Raw genomic sequence first — 15,130 nt, forward strand, 5'->3', positions numbered from 1 at the left:
TTTGACAAAACGGCGTGATTTTTTATTCACAACTTTTTCGACATTTAGCACAAAATTTAAATTAATACATTCAAAACCATAGCCTTATGAAATTGCTTCTGATCTCGAATTCTACCAATGCCGGCGAGGAATACCTGCGTTATCCGCTGCCTGAGATAGGGAATTTCCTCGGCGGGGTGCGGGAAATCGTCTTTGTTCCCTATGCCGCCGTCACGTTTTCCTATGCCGACTACGAGAAGAAGGTACAGGCGCGTTTCGCAGAACTGGGCATCCGCGTGCGTTCGGTACACCGGGCCAAAGACCCTGCCGCCCTGATCCGCGGGGCGGAGGCGATCTGCGTCGGAGGCGGCAATACGTTCGCGCTGGCCAAAAAGATGCAGCAGCAAGGGCTGATGACGGCTATCCTGCGCAAAATCAAGGCCGGAACGCCCTACGTAGGATGGTCGGCAGGCAGCAACGTCTGCTGCCCGACGATCTGCACAACAAATGACATGCCCATCGTGGAACCCGAATCATTCAAGGCCATCGGAGCGGTCAAATTCCAGATCAATCCCCACTACCTCGACGCCAACCCCGAGGGACACGCCGGGGAGACCCGCGAGCAGCGCATTCTCGAATATATCGAGGCCAATCCGCGCCGTTGGGTGGCCGGCCTGCGCGAGGGGTGCATGCTGCGCTGCGAAAACGGGAAACTGGAGCTGATCGGCCGGCGTCCGATGCGGATGTTCCGCAAAGGTGTCGAAACGTTCGAGGTCGAACCGGGCGGCGACCTGTCGTTTCTGTTGTAACGCTTTTTTATTATATAAATAGGTATGAAAGTATTGATTGCGGGTCTGGGCCTCATCGGAGGCTCATTCGCTTTAGCCCTGCGCGACCACGGCATCGCGGAGGAGATACTCGGGGTCGAAGGCTCTGAAGAACACGCCACCGAAGCGTTGCAACTGGGCCTTGCGGACCGGATCGTGACGTTCGAAGAGGGCATAGCCGAAGCCGACCTCGTAGTGCTGGCAACCCCTGTCGACACCATTCCGCTGATGGCCGTCAAGGCGCTGAACCGCGTGAAAGACAACCAGGTCGTGATGGACATGGGTTCGATCAAGGGCGAGTTGTGCGAGGTGGTCTCGATGCATGCACACCGCGGACGCTTCGTCGCCGCACACCCCATGTGGGGAACCGAATACAGCGGACCGAAGGCCGCCCAGCGGGGCGCGTTCACGGGCCGCAGCGTCGTGCTGTGCGATACGGTGCGCAGCGACAAGGACGCCCTGGCAACGGTCGAAGGCATCTTCCGCACGCTGGGCAGTCCGGCCGTCTACATGGACCCCGAGGAACACGACCTGCATGCCGCTTACGTCTCGCACATCTCCCACGTCACCTCGTTCGCACTGGCGCTTACGGTGCTCGAAAAGGAGCGCGAGGAACGCCACATCTTCGACCTGGCGGGCGGCGGTTTCGAAAGCACGGTGCGCCTGGCCAAGAGTTCGGCGGCGACATGGGTTCCGATCCTGCTGCGCAACAAATACAACGTGCTGGACGTACTGCGCGAGCACATCCACCAGTTGCAGATCATGCGCCGGATGCTCGAACGCGACGACGCCGAGGGGCTGAAAAACGCTATGGAGCGCGCCAACACCATCCAACGCATCATCCACTGATGACCGCGGCAGCCGAAACGGGCCGGGCCGGCGAGCGCGCCGCGGCGGAATACCTCCGCCGTGCAGGGTATGAAATCTGCGCCCTCAACTGGCGTCAGGGCCGTTACGAGCTGGACATCGTAGCCCGCAGGGAGGAGGTACTGCACTTCGTGGAGGTCAAGACCCGGAGCACCGGATCGCTCACGCCGCCCGAAGCGGCAGCCACACAGCGCAAGTTCCGGGCCTTGTCCCGGGCTGCGGCCTGCTACCTGCGCGCAGTGGGCTGGGAAGGCGAAGTGCAGTTCGACCTGGCGGCCGCCGAAGCCGCTCCCGACGGGAGCGTACGCGTGGAGTTGATTGAAAATGCGCTGGAATACAACTGGTAATTTTGCAGTTCCGACAAATTGTACTATCTTTGCCGGACTGAAAAAGAACTGCCTGACGCTGGGTTAGCGGGCGCAGGCGTTAAAACTGAAAAACTCAACACCGTTAAATACCGATGTGGTTCTATAATTTCGGTCTGATTCTTTACGTTTGGGCCATCCGTCTCGTGGCTCCGCGCCATCCGAAGGCCCGCCTCTGGATCGAAGGCCGCAAAGACCTCTTCCGCCGCATGCGCGAGGCTATCGATCCCTCGGACAGGATCATCTGGATACACGTCGCATCGCTCGGGGAGTTCGAACAGGGCCGTCCCATCATCGAACAGCTCCGCAAGACGCACCCCGAATACAAAATCCTCCTGACCTTCTTCTCGCCTTCGGGCTACGAGATCCGCAAGGATTACAAGGGCGTCGACTACATCTTCTACCTTCCGATCGACACGCCGCGCAACGCCCGTCGTTTCCTCGACGCCGCGCATCCCGAAATCGCGATCTTCGTCAAATACGAATACTGGCTCAACCTGCTCCGCGAACTGCGGCGCCGGAAAATCCGCACCTACGTCGTGTCGGCTATCTTCCGCCGCAACTCGGTCTTCTTCCGCCCCTACGGCGGCATGTGGCGGCAGGCGCTGGAGTCGTTCGACGTGATGTTCGTGCAGAACGAGGAGTCGAAGAAACTGTTGGCGACACTGGGCTTCGACAACGTGCTGGTAGCCGGAGATACGCGTTTCGACCGCGTGGCGGAAATCGCCCGTGCGGCCAAGCACATCGACATTATCGACCGTTTCAAGGGCGACAGCCGCCTGTTCGTCGCCGGTTCGACCTGGGGACCCGACGAAGACCTGCTGATCCGGCTGATCAACGACAACCCCGACGTAAAATTCGTCGTCGCACCCCACGAAATGGACGAATCCCGCATCGCACGGCTGATGAACGAAACCAAGGGCGGTGCACTTCGTTATACGCAATGCACCCCCCGCACGACATACGGTTCGCGGCAACTGCTGATCCTCGACACGGTCGGCATTCTCGCCTCGGTCTACGGTTATGCGACGTGGAGCTACATCGGCGGCGGATTCGGCGTCGGCATCCACAACACGCTCGAAGCGGCAACGTTCGGGCTTCCGGTGGCCTTCGGCCCCAACTACCAGAAATTCAAGGAGGCCCGCGACCTGGTAACGCTCGGCGCAGCCCGTTCGGTGGCCGACTACGAACAACTGCGCGCATGGTTCGTTCCCCTGCGCGACAACGAGGAGTTCCTCCTGAAAACCAGCCGCATCGCCAAGGACTACACCACCCGCCATCAGGGAGCCACGGGAATCATCGTCAAGACGATCTTTCACTAAACCCGAAAACCATATTCTGAAAAATCCCCTCTTCCGAGGGGATTTTTTCGTTATCGAACAACCGGCAGATTAGGGAACGAAGGATAGTCCCCGCCCTGTTATTCGTACAGCGATTCGCAGTATTGCTCCAGGTCCTTCCACGGATAGTACGGACCTCCGGCAACAGGCAGGCGCGCGTCGCGCTCGTTGAGCAGCACACGGACACGCACGTCGCCCGTTTTGGCGTTGCGGAAAAAGACGAACTGGACGTTGGCAGCCATCGGGGAAACCTTCTCGACGCTCCACGCCGAAGCAACGTCATCGAGCGACTCCACCCGGGCCGAAGCACCTTCGACGCCCAGCAAAGCCACCAGCGGAATGACAAAAACATCGTGGCCGAAACGAAGTGACGCCGCGAGGTCGGACCGCCCCTCGACGACCTCCCGGGCCGTTTCGACAATATTGCGCAGCAACGATTTGGCATCGGCGACAATCGGGTCGCCGAAGCGCGCCGAAGGCCCCATCTGGAGGTAACGGCGGACATTCTCACACGCCCACAGGTCGTAGAGATCCCGGTCGGTAAAGATGTCGTAGAAAGGCTCTATCCCCAGATGATCGGCATCCTGGATGACCGAAGTGAGGATATATAGCTGCCGCATCAGTTTCACCGGATCGCCGATGCCTGCGGGATCGGTAAAGAGCGATTTCATCACCCGCCCGGGATTCATGCGCGCCCCGAAAAGACTGTCGGCCACCTTCAGGGCCGCAGCGCTGGAGGCCGACATCGAAGGCCCGTAAGCCATGTAACCGAAATCGCGGACGCTTGCGTCGCGGGTAATCCGAATCGCCGGGTTCAGTTCCTTGAGGCGTTCGTTGAAAGCCGCCATGCTCAGCATGCAGCGCGGAACCTGCGTCGAACGGCTCTCGATGCGGCACACACGGCCCTTCCGGGTCGAGAACACCGCAGGATAAGCGGCATACATGCGTCCGGCAATGGCACGGTGTTCCGCGACGCCGCGGGGCGAAAGGTCGCCGTAACGGCCCTCGGCGCCTGCGGCCAGCGATTCGGCTTTGGCCAGCACTTCGCGGCCCTTCGGGGTCAGAATACCTTCACCGGCGGCTTTGCGAAGTATTTCGAGGGGTTCGGTATAGGTCGATGCAGAAGCGTGGTAGCGGCTCCCGTGACGGCTGTAATGGCTGATATAGAAAGGCGTATAACCGGCCGGGACCGGAGCGGCCGGACCGGGCAGGTACTCGTAGGAGTGGTAAATGCCGGCCGCACGTTCGGGATTTTCAGCGATTTCGGCAGGCGTGGTCTGCGCGGCGGCACAGGCGGCAGTCAGCAGCAGGAGCGCCAGCAAGCGGACTTTCAAGGTAAAGCGGTTCGTCATATGGAATACGGTAGTTGCCGGGACACGGGCGGCCGCGTACCGCAGGCGTGGTTTATCGAAAAAATGCGCACCGGCCAGGCCAATGCCTGCCCCGATGCACATTTTCAATCCTGAATCCGCCGGATTATCGGTAGCGGGATTCGCAGTATTTTTTCAGTTCCTTCCACGGATAATAAGGGCCTCCGGCAACAGGCAGGTTGGCGTCGCGCTCGTTGTGCATCACACGAACACGCACGTCGCCCGTTTTGGCGTTGCGGAAGAAGATGAACTGAACATTGGTTCCCATCGGCGTCACCGTCTGGGCATTCCACGCCGCGGCAATGTCGTCGAGCAACTCCACCCGGTTTGCGGTCCCTTCGGCACGCAGCAGGGCCAGCAAGGGAACCACATAGGTATCGTGCCCGAAACGCAGCGAGGCCGAAAGGTCGGATTTCCCCTCGACAACCTTGTCGGCCGTCTCAACGATGTTGCGCAGCAACGGTCCGGCGTCAGCAACGATCGGATCGCCGAAGCGTGCCGACGGGCCCATGATCAGGTAGCGGCGGGCATTCTCGCACTCCCAGAGCTTATAGAGTTCCTCCTCGGTAAAGATTTCATAGAACGGATCGATGCCCAGATGGCTGACATCCTGCGTAATAGAGGCCAGCATGAAGAGCTCGTTCATCAGTTCGAGCGGCTCGTCGATGCACGAAGGATCGGTAACGAGCGATTTCATCAGCCTGTCGGGATTCACCCGCATCCGGGTAAGGCTGTCGGCGACCTCTCCGGCCGCCTTGCGGCTCGCCTTGAGCGAAGGACCGTTGGCCAGATAACCCATATCGCGGGCACTCGCGTCACGCGTAGCGCTGATCGCCGGATTCAGTTCCTTGAGGCGCTCGTTGAATGCCGCCATGCTCAGGATACAGCGCGGAACCTGCGTCGAGCGGCTCTCGATGCGGCACACGCGGCCTTTGGCCGTCGAGAAAACTTCGGGATAAGCCGCATACATACGCTCGGCGATACCCCGGTGTTCCTGCACGCCGCGGGGCGAAAGGTCGCCGTAACGTTTTTCGGCATCCGCGGCCAACGCCTCGACTTTGGCCAGTACCTCGCGGCCCTTAGGGGTCAGCTTACCGGCCTCGGCGGCTTTGCGCAACGCGGCGAGCGGCTCGGCATACGCGGCCTCGGTGGAATGGTAACGGCTGCCGTGACGGCCGTAATGGCTGATGTAAAACGGTTTGTAACCGGCGGGAACCGGAGCGGCCGGACCGGGCAAAAACTCGTAGGAGTGGTAAATACTCGCGGAACGCTCGGGACGAGCCGCAAGTTCGGCAGGGGTGGGCTGCGCAACGGCGCAGGTCGCGGCCAGCAGCAGGAGCGCCAGCAGGCGGGTTTTCAGTGTAAAGTATCTCATAGTCAGCATTTGTTGGTCATTATTCGGAGTACGAGTCGGTCGGTTTCATTCATACCGTCGCGGCCTATGGACGTGAGGTTGCGGATACATTTGTCGACATTCTCCTCGATAATGCCCTCGACAGGGCTGACGCAATGGCCGTCCATGGCCATCATCGCCGACAGGACGGCCGTCGAAACGCCGCTCGTAAGTTTCATCGCACAACTGGGCTTCGCCCCGTCGCAGATCATGCCAGTCAGGTTGGCTATCATGTTCTTCACCGCAGCAGCAGCCTGGTCGTAGCCGCCGCCCATCAGGTAGGTAATACCGCAGCTCGATCCCGTCGCCGCAACCACACAGCCGCACAGCGCCGAAAGGCGGCCGAGGCTCTGCTTGATGTAGATGACCGTAAGGTGGCTCAGAGCGAGCGCCCGGATCGTCTGCTCCTCCGAAGCGTGTGTTTCGTCGGCATAGACCACCACGGGCAGCGTCGCGGCGATACCCTGGTTGCCGCTTCCCGAATTGCTCATCACAGGGATCATCGCCCCGGCCATGCGGGCGTCGCAGGCGGCCGAAGTGTAGGAAAGTATCCGGGTGAAGATGCTGTCGCCCATCACCTGCCGTTCGCGGTCGCAGCACAGCGTGCGGCCCACGCAATGACCGAACTCACCGGCAAAGGAGCGTTCGGCGGCAGCCTTGTTCAGGCGGCGGGTTTCGAGAATGAAACGCAGTTCGTCCAGGGGTGAAGTCGTAGCGAAGTCCCACACGCGGCCGAGGGTCAGGGGCACGTCGCCCTCCTGGCAGTCGCCGGCTGCGGGAGTACGCTTGTCGAGCAGCACTTCGCCGTCGCGGCTGACGAAGACAAACGAAGTATGTCCTCCCGCGATGACGGCCACGGCCTTGCGGCCGGCAGCTTCCGCCTCCACTTCGATATAGAGCTTGTCGTCGATGTCTTCTTTCAGGCAGATTGCGATCCGCCGCTCGTCGATCATGCGGCGGCCGCGCTCAACAGCCTCCGGCGTCACGTCGCGCAGCACCTCCAACAGGTACTCCGAACGCCCGACCAGCGCCCCGAGGGCTACGGCGATCGGCAGGCCGATCATCCCCGTACCGGGGATTCCGACGCCCATGGCATTCTTGAGGATGTTGGCGCTCAGGCGCACCGTGATTTTCCCGGGCTCCGCGCCCAGCGTCTCCGCCGCACGCGCCGTACAGAGGGCCACGGCTATCGGCTCGGTACATCCGATAGCAGGGACCACCTCCCGGTTGATAAGGTCAATGATTCGTTTGCGTTCCGTTTGGGATATCATGCGGTTCCAGGTTGAGAGGCAAAGATATAAATTTTTTCGCTATTTTTGCAGCATCAAAACAGACTCCCGCCATGGAAAACCCCAAAAACCGCAAGTGGAAAGTCCTCACGAGCGAATACCTGGCCCGCAAACCGTGGTTCACGGTACGCCACGAAAGCCTCGAACTACCCGACGGGCGCCGTGTTCCGGACTACTACGTGCTCGAATACCCCGACTGGATCAACGTGATCGCCATCACCCGCGACGGGCAGTTCGTCCTGGTCGACCAGTACCGCCACGCACTGGGTGAAACGTCGTACGAGATTCCCGCCGGCGTGACGGAACCGTCCGACGAGTCGATGGTTGCCGCAGCGCAGCGCGAACTGGCCGAGGAGACGGGTTACGGCGGCGGCGAGTGGCGTCTGCTGACGACGCTTTCGCCCAACCCGGCCACACACACCAACCTCACCTACTGCTTCCTTGCAACAGGCGTCGAAAAGCTCGGTGAACAACACCTCGACCCGACGGAAGACCTGCGCGTGCACCTGATGACGCGCGAAGAGGTGTTCGAACTGCTCCGCACCGACCGCATCCGGCAGGCCCTGATGGCCGCACCGCTGTGGCGTTATTTCTCGGAAAACAACGAATAGAAAGCCCGCGCTACCAACTCCGTATCTGGGCATCGAGCCAGGCCAGGCGCATCGAATAGCTGGCCTTCAGGCGGTCAATGGCCTCGTCGAACGCGAGCAGTTCATCGCCGTTGGGCATCAGAACCTCCTCGCCGGAGATGTCGATCTCGGGCCAGCGGTCCTGGTTGCGCCGGGCTGAATCAGAGATATAGTCGCGCTGCGCCTCAATGTAGTCGGGCACGGTCGCTAAGAACGGGTAGAGCGCTTCCCAGCGTTCGCGCGCCTGCTTGCGGACCGCACGGCTCAGGAACAGCCGCGAATACCACATGCTAGTCTCCCTGACCATCCACCGCTCGGCGTCGGCCAGCGTCAGCGTGCCGTAGTCGAAATCCCAGACGGGACCCGCCGTCAGTTTACCCCCGCGGGGCTTGTGGATATAGAAACTCTTGGGATGCTTGATCTCCTGGTTGCCCATCAGTTCGTTGACGATCCAGTAATCGACGAACGAGGTGATGTCGAACATCGCCGCCGGATCGCGGTAATCCTTGTCGAAGAGCAGGTTGTCCGCTTCGTTGAAATAGTTCCGGATATACTGGAACTGCGCCCCGGTAATCGACTCATCGGGCGACTTGATGTTGACCGGCATGTCGGAATACGACGACCGGAATTTATTCATTTCGTCGAAGTAGGTGTCCATTTCGAGCAGGTAGCCGCCCGTCAGGGCGTCGCCCGCGTTGTCGTCGGTGGTCAGTTCGTCGATGTCGAGGCGGTTTTCATCGATCTTGATCTGCTCGACGACGAGGTAGTTGCCCAGGTATTCGCCGTTGAACCAGACCTCCGCATAGCGCGTGCGGGGCGTCCATTGCAGCGAAGTGTGCGAAGCCACGTAATGGGCGATGCGGTTGCGCATCAGCGTCCGGTCCATATAGTTGGCGATCAGACACCAGCGTTTGTGCTTCGGCATACCCAGTATCCCGGTCTTCTTCGAGAGTTTCAGCGCATAGGGCTTCTTCTCCCATTTCCACGTCGAGTTGCCGCGCCCCTTGACTTCGGTTGCCATCGTCGGCAGGTCGTCGAAACCGCCGTTGCCTTCGATGCGGATCGTCCCGGCGACCCACGTATCGGTATCCACGACCGGGGACGACGCCGTAACGTAGACCACGGGCAGGCCCGCAGCCGACGCTGCCGAACTCCTGAGCGTAAACGGCTCGGAGGTCATCCGCTGTCCCCCGACCTCCACCGAGAGGCAAACCTGCTCGTCGTAGGCCCGCCCCGCAGCCGGATCGGTGATATAAATCGAGAACACGCCGTTTACCGGGCCGCTCCAGCCCGTCACCGTACACCCCGACGAGAACGATCCGCCGGGCGCAGCCGTGAGTTCAGCGCGGGAGAGAGTCCACGCCGATTTCCAGGGCGAGAGCGAAAAGCGCAAACAGCCCGTCTCGCTGCGCTCCAATTCGAGCGTCTGCGATGCGAGCGTGATTTCGAGCGGCTTGCCGGGACCCTCGTCCGAGTCCGAACAGCCGGCGGCGAACAGCGGCAGCAAGGCCGCTAAAATCCGGAATATCCTATTGACGTGCATCTTCATAACTTCCATCGACATAATAACCTTTTTCCGACTCTTTACCGTCGACCAGCTCCTTCACGATGCCGTTCCGGAGGTTGTATTCGCGGAAGAGTTCCTCGTAATCGCGTGTATAGGCCGCATCGGGCACGACATTGACATCGAAGCGGAGTTTCAGCACCCCCGCCGGGAGGATGTTGCCGTAAACCCAGACGGTGTGGTCGACCGCGCCGACGTTCTTGTTGCTATTGTACGTCAGGCGGATGTGCTGCGTACGTCCCGGGGGTACGATGATGCGCGACTTGCGGTCGGCGATGATACATCCGCACGAAGTCTGTATCTCGTGGATCACCAGCGGGTTGTCGCCCGTATTGGTCACCGGGAATACCAGGTCGAGCGTCTGCCCCTGCAAAATCGGGAAATAGTGCCGTACGGGGTCCTTGGCCTCGACGGAGGTCGGCCGCACGCGCTTGCTGCAGGAGGAAAATAACACGGCTGCAACGAGCAGCACGGCGTATGTCAATCCGCTTTTTCGCATAACTACGGAATTAAGTAAATTTCATCGGCGGCAAGCTGCACGCGGCCGCCTTCGGGACGCAGCGCTTTGACCGTAATCCGTTCCGCTCCCGAAAGGTCCACGGGACCGGAAACCGTAAAAATTCGTCCTTCGGCATCGGACGCCGGTTCGAACGTTTTGTACAACACGCCGTCCTTGTAAATCGCTACGCTCTGCGGCGCACGGAGGCGGTGGCGGGGCAGGTCGAGGAACGACATTTCGAACCGGTGCGCCCGGGAAGCCGCCCCGGCAGGGATTCCGACCTCCAGGTCGGCCGAACTGATGTGCCAGCCGTAGTGGTATCCGGCGGAAAGTCCGCGCACGCCGTCGGTCAGCACCCCGAGGTCAGCATAGCGTTCATCGGGCTTCGACACGGCTTTCAGCCCGGCGCCCAGCAACAGGTCCGAAACCGTTTCGGCCCGGGCAATGCGGCTGCGCCATGCGTCGAGGTACTCCCCGACGGGAAGCCCCGATTCGCTGATGTGTTTCATCGCGGCGAAGGAGGCGGACTCCTCCAATGCTGCGAGCCATTTTTCGGCCTGCGGCTTCACCCGGAGCCGGTCGCCCGTCCGCTCCGCAAATCCGAACGGACCGGCGGCATGGCGGCGGGCCACTTCGAGCCGCGTATAGCTCAGGGCCGTCAGCAGTTCATGCAGGTGCCGGCGTTCGGCATCCTTCGCCGTGGGCAGTACGCGCCCCAATGCGTCGTAGAAGGCGACGAACTCCCCGGCGTCGAGCCACGAGGCCTCTGCATCGCGGATACTGCCGTAAAGGTTCAGCCCCGTTCCGGAAGCTGCGGCCCGCCGTTCGGCCTGCACACAGAAATCGGCCAGCAAATCGCCCGACTTCGGATAATTCGCCGCAAAATAACGTCGTATCAGCCCCTCGACGGGCTGGGCGGGATCGCGCATCAACGACGCCAGCACATAGGTCCGCATGTCGTCAAAAGGCACGTAGTCGTAGCCGCTGCCGTTGAGAAAAACTCCTTCCACTCCCTTGTCACGGTAGAAGCGCAGCCGCTCGCCCATTCGTTCCAACACGGGAAACGGCGTCAGGTAGTCGTCGTAATTCTGGATGTAGTCCCAGATGTAAACCTTGCCGGTGACGTTCTTCCAGCGGTCGAGCCGCGCGGCGAACTTCTTCCCCCGGGCGGATTTCAGCGCATCGGCCGACAAGGGCAGTTCCATGGCGCTGACGATAACTCCCGCATTGGCAGGCATCTCCACGGCGGGAGGTTCCTGCACCGAGAGGTAACCCAGCGTGAAGAACGTGTGGCGGGGAAAACGCCCGGCGAGCCGCCCGATCATCTGCATCACGGCCGGAGTCGCGCTCTTCGGCGTATTGCCTACGGCCGAACAGGCTTTGCAGGTACAGACGGCATCGTCGTCGGCCGGAGCGATCACGAACCGCTCCGGAATGGAGTCGCCCTCGCCGAAGTTATCCACGACGTATGCTTCGATGCGGCGGAACGTCTCGTCGGACGAAAAACAGAACTGCCCGTCGTAGGCCTCGCCGCCGACCGTAGCGAAGACCTCCTGCGGAGCATCCCCGGCCAGCACACGATCCAGTTGGTGGCCCCAAAGCCCCCACCCTGTTTCGACGTTGTCCGTCGAGAGGATTCCCGCGAGATCCACATCCTGCGCCGCAGGGGTGTAGAGGCCCCGGTAGCCGAATGCAAAGCGTCCCACCGTATCGCGCAGGCCGACTGCCGCAGGCGGCAGGTCGGCAGCCTCGATGCGCGCATCCTCCCCGGAAAGCGACTTCATCAACTGGTATTGCAACCAGAGCATCGTCCGCCCGTCGCGGGCTGTAATGCGTATGCCCCGGCGGTCGCGTTGCACGCAGAAATCGCCCTTCAGCAGCGAGTCGACGCGTACCGTAAGCCCGAACAGCTTCCGGTCGCCTGCGGCTTCGTCCGAAACCGTCCGGCTGCCGCCGTCAGCGCGCCGGCGCAGGTGGTCGCGCAGGTAATCGGCCCAGCGGACATCTTCCCGCGAACCGTCGTCGGCAGGCGCGACCGCATAACCCGCGCAGTCGGCGGGCGACAGGCCCGCAGCGGAGCAGCCCGCCCCGGCAAGAAGCAGGCACAGGGTCGCGCAAAGGAGCGCCGGAATCCGCTTAGAACGAGATATACAACTGGACATAAATATTGTACATATTTCTGTATCGGGTCTGGACCGCATCGTATCCCATGCGTTTCTCCGTATAATAGGTATACCACGTGCCGAGCAGGCCCATCGTGATATTGGGCGCAAACATATACTGTCCGCCCATGCCCACCATCGTATTGGCATGGTCGAAGGCTCCCGGCAGCGCCCGGTCGAGCACCGACAGTTCGGGAGCCGAACCGATGCCCGCCATGCCCACCACGTACGAACGTCCGTCGTCCACCGGATAATAGCGCACCTGGGCCATTGCGTTGTAGTAGAATTTCGAGTCGATGACAAAGAAATCGCATTTGCCGTTCAGCCACACCGGACCGATGAACTTCGCGACACCCGGACCTGCGGACCAGAGGTTGCGGCCTTCGAGCCGGCGATAGCCGACGCGGGCTTCGGCTTCCCAGTCGCGGCGGAAGAACTTGGTCACCGAGGCATTGCCCATCCACCTGGGGAAATACTGGTCGGCCCAGGCGAAATTCACCATCGTCTGCCAGTCGCGCGGGAATTTGTGAATCCATTCGCCCTGCAACTGGACGCCCACGCCGCCGCCGTCGAATGACGTGGCGTTGGCATTGATATCCTCCTCGCGCTCGCCGTTGCGGCCCGCATAGTTGACCCGGCCCGTATAGGTATTCTTCGGCTGTTTGCGCGTATACTGGAGCGTGGCGACGGACTGGATGGCGTAATCGTCGCCGTAGCGCGACTGCAGGTATTCCAGCCCTATTTCGTTTTGGAGCATCCCGTAACGCAGCCCCTTGAGGTGGCGGTTGAAAGAGTAGAACTCGGCAGCCGAAGGCTCGTAGTTCTGCTGGTAGAAATAAGCCAGCCCGTACTCCTTTTTCTTCTCGTAGGCGAGGCCCTTGGCATAGAGCAGCGACTTGTTTCTGGCATCGTAGTAGAGCGCCGTATCGAGGACCGCCAACGCCTCGTCGGCACGCCCCCGGCGGGTCAGGTCCAGCGCCCGGTACTCGCTGCTCTGCGAGAGCGCCCCCGTCAGCTGGCGGTTGCCGGGATAGTCCCACAGCACGGGCCGGACCAGTTCGATCGAAGCCTCGTACTGCCCTTCGGCATCGAGCGAGGCGGCCTTCTTGGCCAGGTAGAACGGTTCGCGGGGATGGCGCGCCAGTCCCCGGTCGGTATATTCGCGGAAAACGTCGTCGCGTCCCATCTGCGAAGCGGCATTGATGGCGTAGCGCAACGCCTGATCGTTAGACGGGTCCAGCGTCAGCAGTTGGTCGGCCTCGGCGAAGGCGTGGGCCATGGCTCCCTCCTCCAGGCACTGCTTGATGTAGGGAATAGCGATGTCGGCATAACCCGCCACATAAAAATCGCGCATCTGGGGATCGGCCCGTTCGATAGCGCCCAGGTAGAGATACATCGCCTCGGACGTGCGGCCCATGCGGTCGAGCACGAGGGCCCGTTTGCCGATCAGGTTTTCCGTATCCGGGAAACGCGTCGCCAAGGTATCGAGCGTAGCCATGGCATCGGCGTAACGCTTCATCCGGATGCGGCACGAGAACACCTTCTCCCAGGCGGCACGGAGCGTCTCCGCGTCGGTCGGCTGCCGGGTGACGAACATCGCGGCAGGCAGCGCTTCGGTGAAGAGTTCCTGTTCCATCAGGCGGTCGGCACGCTGCAACTGCATGCGGCAGAGCGCATCGGTCAGCTCCTCATCGCCCGGATAGCGTTCGCACAACTGCATCAGCCGGTTGAAGGCCTGGCGCTCCTCGCCCATGTTGCGGTAAATCAGGTATTCCTTGTAAAGCACCGATTTATCGTCGCCGTAGTAACGTTTCGTCTCGCGCAGGTAGAAGAGCGCGTCGTCGTTATAACTGCGCATCATCGAAGTGTTGAGCAGGTAGTCGAGCACTTCGCGGCTGTGGTCGCCGCGTTCGAAAGCCGTGCCGTAGAGCACATACGGGTCACGCTGGCGCTCGGCGCGCGCGGCATCGAGCACCAAGGTGTTATAAAGCCGCTGCAATTCGGGCGTAGTCCGCCCCCGCATGCGGTCGCGCATGAAGGCCAGCGCCTCGGGGTGGCGGTTCATCTCACTCAGGATGCCCACCTTTTTATACACCAGCGTCACGCTGCCCGGCAGGGCGGCCAGTCCGCGCGAGGTCCAGGCCAGCGCCTGCTCCTGTTCGCCCTCCTGCAAATGCAGGTTGATGATGTCGAGGTAATACTGTTCGTTGTCGGGAACGCTTTTCAGCAGTTCTTCGAGCGTCAGGATGGCTGTTTTTCGGTCCCCGGCGCGTTTCTGGCGCTGGTAGTTCAGTTCCATCGAGTAGACCATGTCCTTGTGCAATACGGTGTCCTGCGGATAGATCTGGTTGATGCGCTTCAGCAGGCGGTCGGCTTCGACGTGGTTGCCCTGCTTGCGGTAGAGGTCGATCTTACGCCGCCACAGCCCCCGCCAGTAGGGATTCACCTCCAGCAGTTCGTTGACGAAACAGATGGCGCTGGAGTAGTTCTGCGTGATGTCCTCGACATCGACCAGCAGTTGTTTGGCCTCGACGTTGTCGTAATTGATATCGACGGCCTTGAGCAGGTAGTAGCGCGACTTGTCGTAGTCCTTCGCATTGAACCAGTATTTTCCCAGCAGGAATTGCAGGTTCGAGGCAAACGAATACTTCTCCACACCTTCGTCGAGCAGCCGCTTGCCCTCTTCCCACTGTTCTTCGGCGAAATAGCCCTGCACCTTCTCGGCATACTCCTCCGGCGTCATGTCCCGCGCGGAAACGTGCAGGGGAGCCAGGACTGAGAAAAGAAGAACGGCCGTAAACAGGAGCCTTGCGAGAATTCGTATCGGATTTTTCATACTGCTTACA

12 protein-coding genes are annotated in these 15,130 nt (G+C 61.0%); 5 read left to right on the forward strand and 7 right to left on the reverse strand.

From position 1 onward, the window contains the following. Positions 1–86: 86 nt before the first annotated feature. The 4 genes from pepE to I2E69_RS11950 all read left to right on the forward strand — a co-directional run bounded on the left by pepE (position 87) and on the right by I2E69_RS11950 (position 3,360). Positions 87–788 (forward strand): dipeptidase PepE, encoded by a 702-nt coding sequence (gene pepE, locus I2E69_RS11935; RefSeq protein ID WP_195461448.1) that lies wholly within the window; start codon positions 87–89, stop codon positions 786–788. Positions 789–812: 24 nt separating this feature from the next. Beyond that, positions 813–1,655, forward strand: coding sequence for a prephenate dehydrogenase (locus I2E69_RS11940; RefSeq protein ID WP_195461449.1), 843 nt, complete (start codon positions 813–815; stop codon positions 1,653–1,655). Then, positions 1,655–2,020: a YraN family protein gene (locus I2E69_RS11945; protein ID WP_195461450.1), complete on the forward strand. Its 366-nt coding sequence runs from the start codon at positions 1,655–1,657 to the stop codon at positions 2,018–2,020. Before I2E69_RS11940 ends, I2E69_RS11945 begins: the two co-directional genes overlap by 1 nt. 113 nt (positions 2,021–2,133) lie before the next feature. Continuing rightward, positions 2,134–3,360 (forward strand): 3-deoxy-D-manno-octulosonic acid transferase, encoded by a 1,227-nt coding sequence (locus I2E69_RS11950; RefSeq protein WP_195461451.1) that lies wholly within the window; start codon positions 2,134–2,136, stop codon positions 3,358–3,360. A 98-nt stretch (positions 3,361–3,458) separates the two neighbouring features. On the opposite strand, the gene I2E69_RS11955 is transcribed toward I2E69_RS11950, so the two are convergent. From I2E69_RS11955 to I2E69_RS11965, 3 genes are all read right to left on the reverse strand, one after another. Further along, positions 3,459–4,730: a histidine phosphatase family protein gene (locus I2E69_RS11955; RefSeq protein WP_195461452.1), complete on the reverse strand. Its 1,272-nt coding sequence runs from the start codon at positions 4,728–4,730 to the stop codon at positions 3,459–3,461. 124 nt (positions 4,731–4,854) lie between these two features. Then, on the reverse strand, positions 4,855–6,132 hold the full coding sequence (locus I2E69_RS11960) for a histidine-type phosphatase (protein WP_195461453.1): 1,278 nt from the start codon (positions 6,130–6,132) through the stop codon (positions 4,855–4,857). Further along, positions 6,126–7,412, reverse strand: coding sequence for a serine dehydratase subunit alpha family protein (locus tag I2E69_RS11965; RefSeq protein WP_195461454.1), 1,287 nt, complete (start codon positions 7,410–7,412; stop codon positions 6,126–6,128). The genes I2E69_RS11960 and I2E69_RS11965 overlap by 7 nt, the downstream gene beginning before the upstream one ends. Before the next feature lie 71 nt (positions 7,413–7,483). Between I2E69_RS11965 and I2E69_RS11970 the strand changes: the two genes are divergently transcribed. Beyond that, positions 7,484–8,041, forward strand: coding sequence for an NUDIX hydrolase (locus I2E69_RS11970; protein ID WP_195461455.1), 558 nt, complete (start codon positions 7,484–7,486; stop codon positions 8,039–8,041). Between the two features lie 10 nt (positions 8,042–8,051). Here the strand turns inward: I2E69_RS11970 and I2E69_RS11975 are convergent, their stop codons facing one another. The 4 genes from I2E69_RS11975 to I2E69_RS11990 are packed head-to-tail and all read right to left on the reverse strand — an operon-like array spanning position 8,052 to position 15,120. Next, positions 8,052–9,623, reverse strand: a complete 1,572-nt coding sequence (locus tag I2E69_RS11975; RefSeq protein WP_195461456.1) for a CotH kinase family protein — start codon at positions 9,621–9,623, stop codon at positions 8,052–8,054. Then, positions 9,589–10,122 (reverse strand): DUF1573 domain-containing protein, encoded by a 534-nt coding sequence (locus tag I2E69_RS11980; RefSeq protein WP_195461457.1) that lies wholly within the window; start codon positions 10,120–10,122, stop codon positions 9,589–9,591. Before I2E69_RS11980 ends, I2E69_RS11975 begins: the two co-directional genes overlap by 35 nt. A gap of 2 nt (positions 10,123–10,124) precedes the next feature. Next, positions 10,125–12,284, reverse strand: coding sequence for a DUF4838 domain-containing protein (locus tag I2E69_RS11985; protein ID WP_195461458.1), 2,160 nt, complete (start codon positions 12,282–12,284; stop codon positions 10,125–10,127). After that, a complete protein-coding gene (locus I2E69_RS11990; protein WP_229095493.1) occupies positions 12,259–15,120 on the reverse strand; it encodes a tetratricopeptide repeat protein in 2,862 nt (953 codons plus the stop codon). The genes I2E69_RS11985 and I2E69_RS11990 overlap by 26 nt, the downstream gene beginning before the upstream one ends. Between the last annotated feature and the right edge of the window lie 10 nt (positions 15,121–15,130).

This window comes from Alistipes sp. D31t1_170403_E11 (assembly GCF_015553985.1).
Lineage (GTDB): Bacteria > Bacteroidota > Bacteroidia > Bacteroidales > Rikenellaceae > Alistipes > Alistipes montrealensis.

Bases quoted from the DNA above. Each gene is read 5' to 3' on its own strand.
- pepE (WP_195461448.1), top strand. From the start codon at position 87: ATGAAATTGCTTCTGATCTCGAATTCTACCAATGCCGGCGAGGAATAC.
- I2E69_RS11940 (WP_195461449.1), top strand. From the start codon at position 813: ATGAAAGTATTGATTGCGGGTCTGGGCCTCATCGGAGGCTCATTCGCT.
- I2E69_RS11945 (WP_195461450.1), top strand. From the start codon at position 1,655: ATGACCGCGGCAGCCGAAACGGGCCGGGCCGGCGAGCGCGCCGCGGCG.
- I2E69_RS11950 (WP_195461451.1), top strand. From the start codon at position 2,134: ATGTGGTTCTATAATTTCGGTCTGATTCTTTACGTTTGGGCCATCCGT.
- I2E69_RS11955 (WP_195461452.1), bottom strand. From the start codon at position 4,730: ATGACGAACCGCTTTACCTTGAAAGTCCGCTTGCTGGCGCTCCTGCTG.
- I2E69_RS11960 (WP_195461453.1), bottom strand. From the start codon at position 6,132: ATGCTGACTATGAGATACTTTACACTGAAAACCCGCCTGCTGGCGCTC.
- I2E69_RS11965 (WP_195461454.1), bottom strand. From the start codon at position 7,412: ATGATATCCCAAACGGAACGCAAACGAATCATTGACCTTATCAACCGG.
- I2E69_RS11970 (WP_195461455.1), top strand. From the start codon at position 7,484: ATGGAAAACCCCAAAAACCGCAAGTGGAAAGTCCTCACGAGCGAATAC.
- I2E69_RS11975 (WP_195461456.1), bottom strand. From the start codon at position 9,623: ATGTCGATGGAAGTTATGAAGATGCACGTCAATAGGATATTCCGGATT.
- I2E69_RS11980 (WP_195461457.1), bottom strand. From the start codon at position 10,122: ATGCGAAAAAGCGGATTGACATACGCCGTGCTGCTCGTTGCAGCCGTG.
- I2E69_RS11985 (WP_195461458.1), bottom strand. From the start codon at position 12,284: ATGTCCAGTTGTATATCTCGTTCTAAGCGGATTCCGGCGCTCCTTTGC.
- I2E69_RS11990 (WP_229095493.1), bottom strand. From the start codon at position 15,120: ATGAAAAATCCGATACGAATTCTCGCAAGGCTCCTGTTTACGGCCGTT.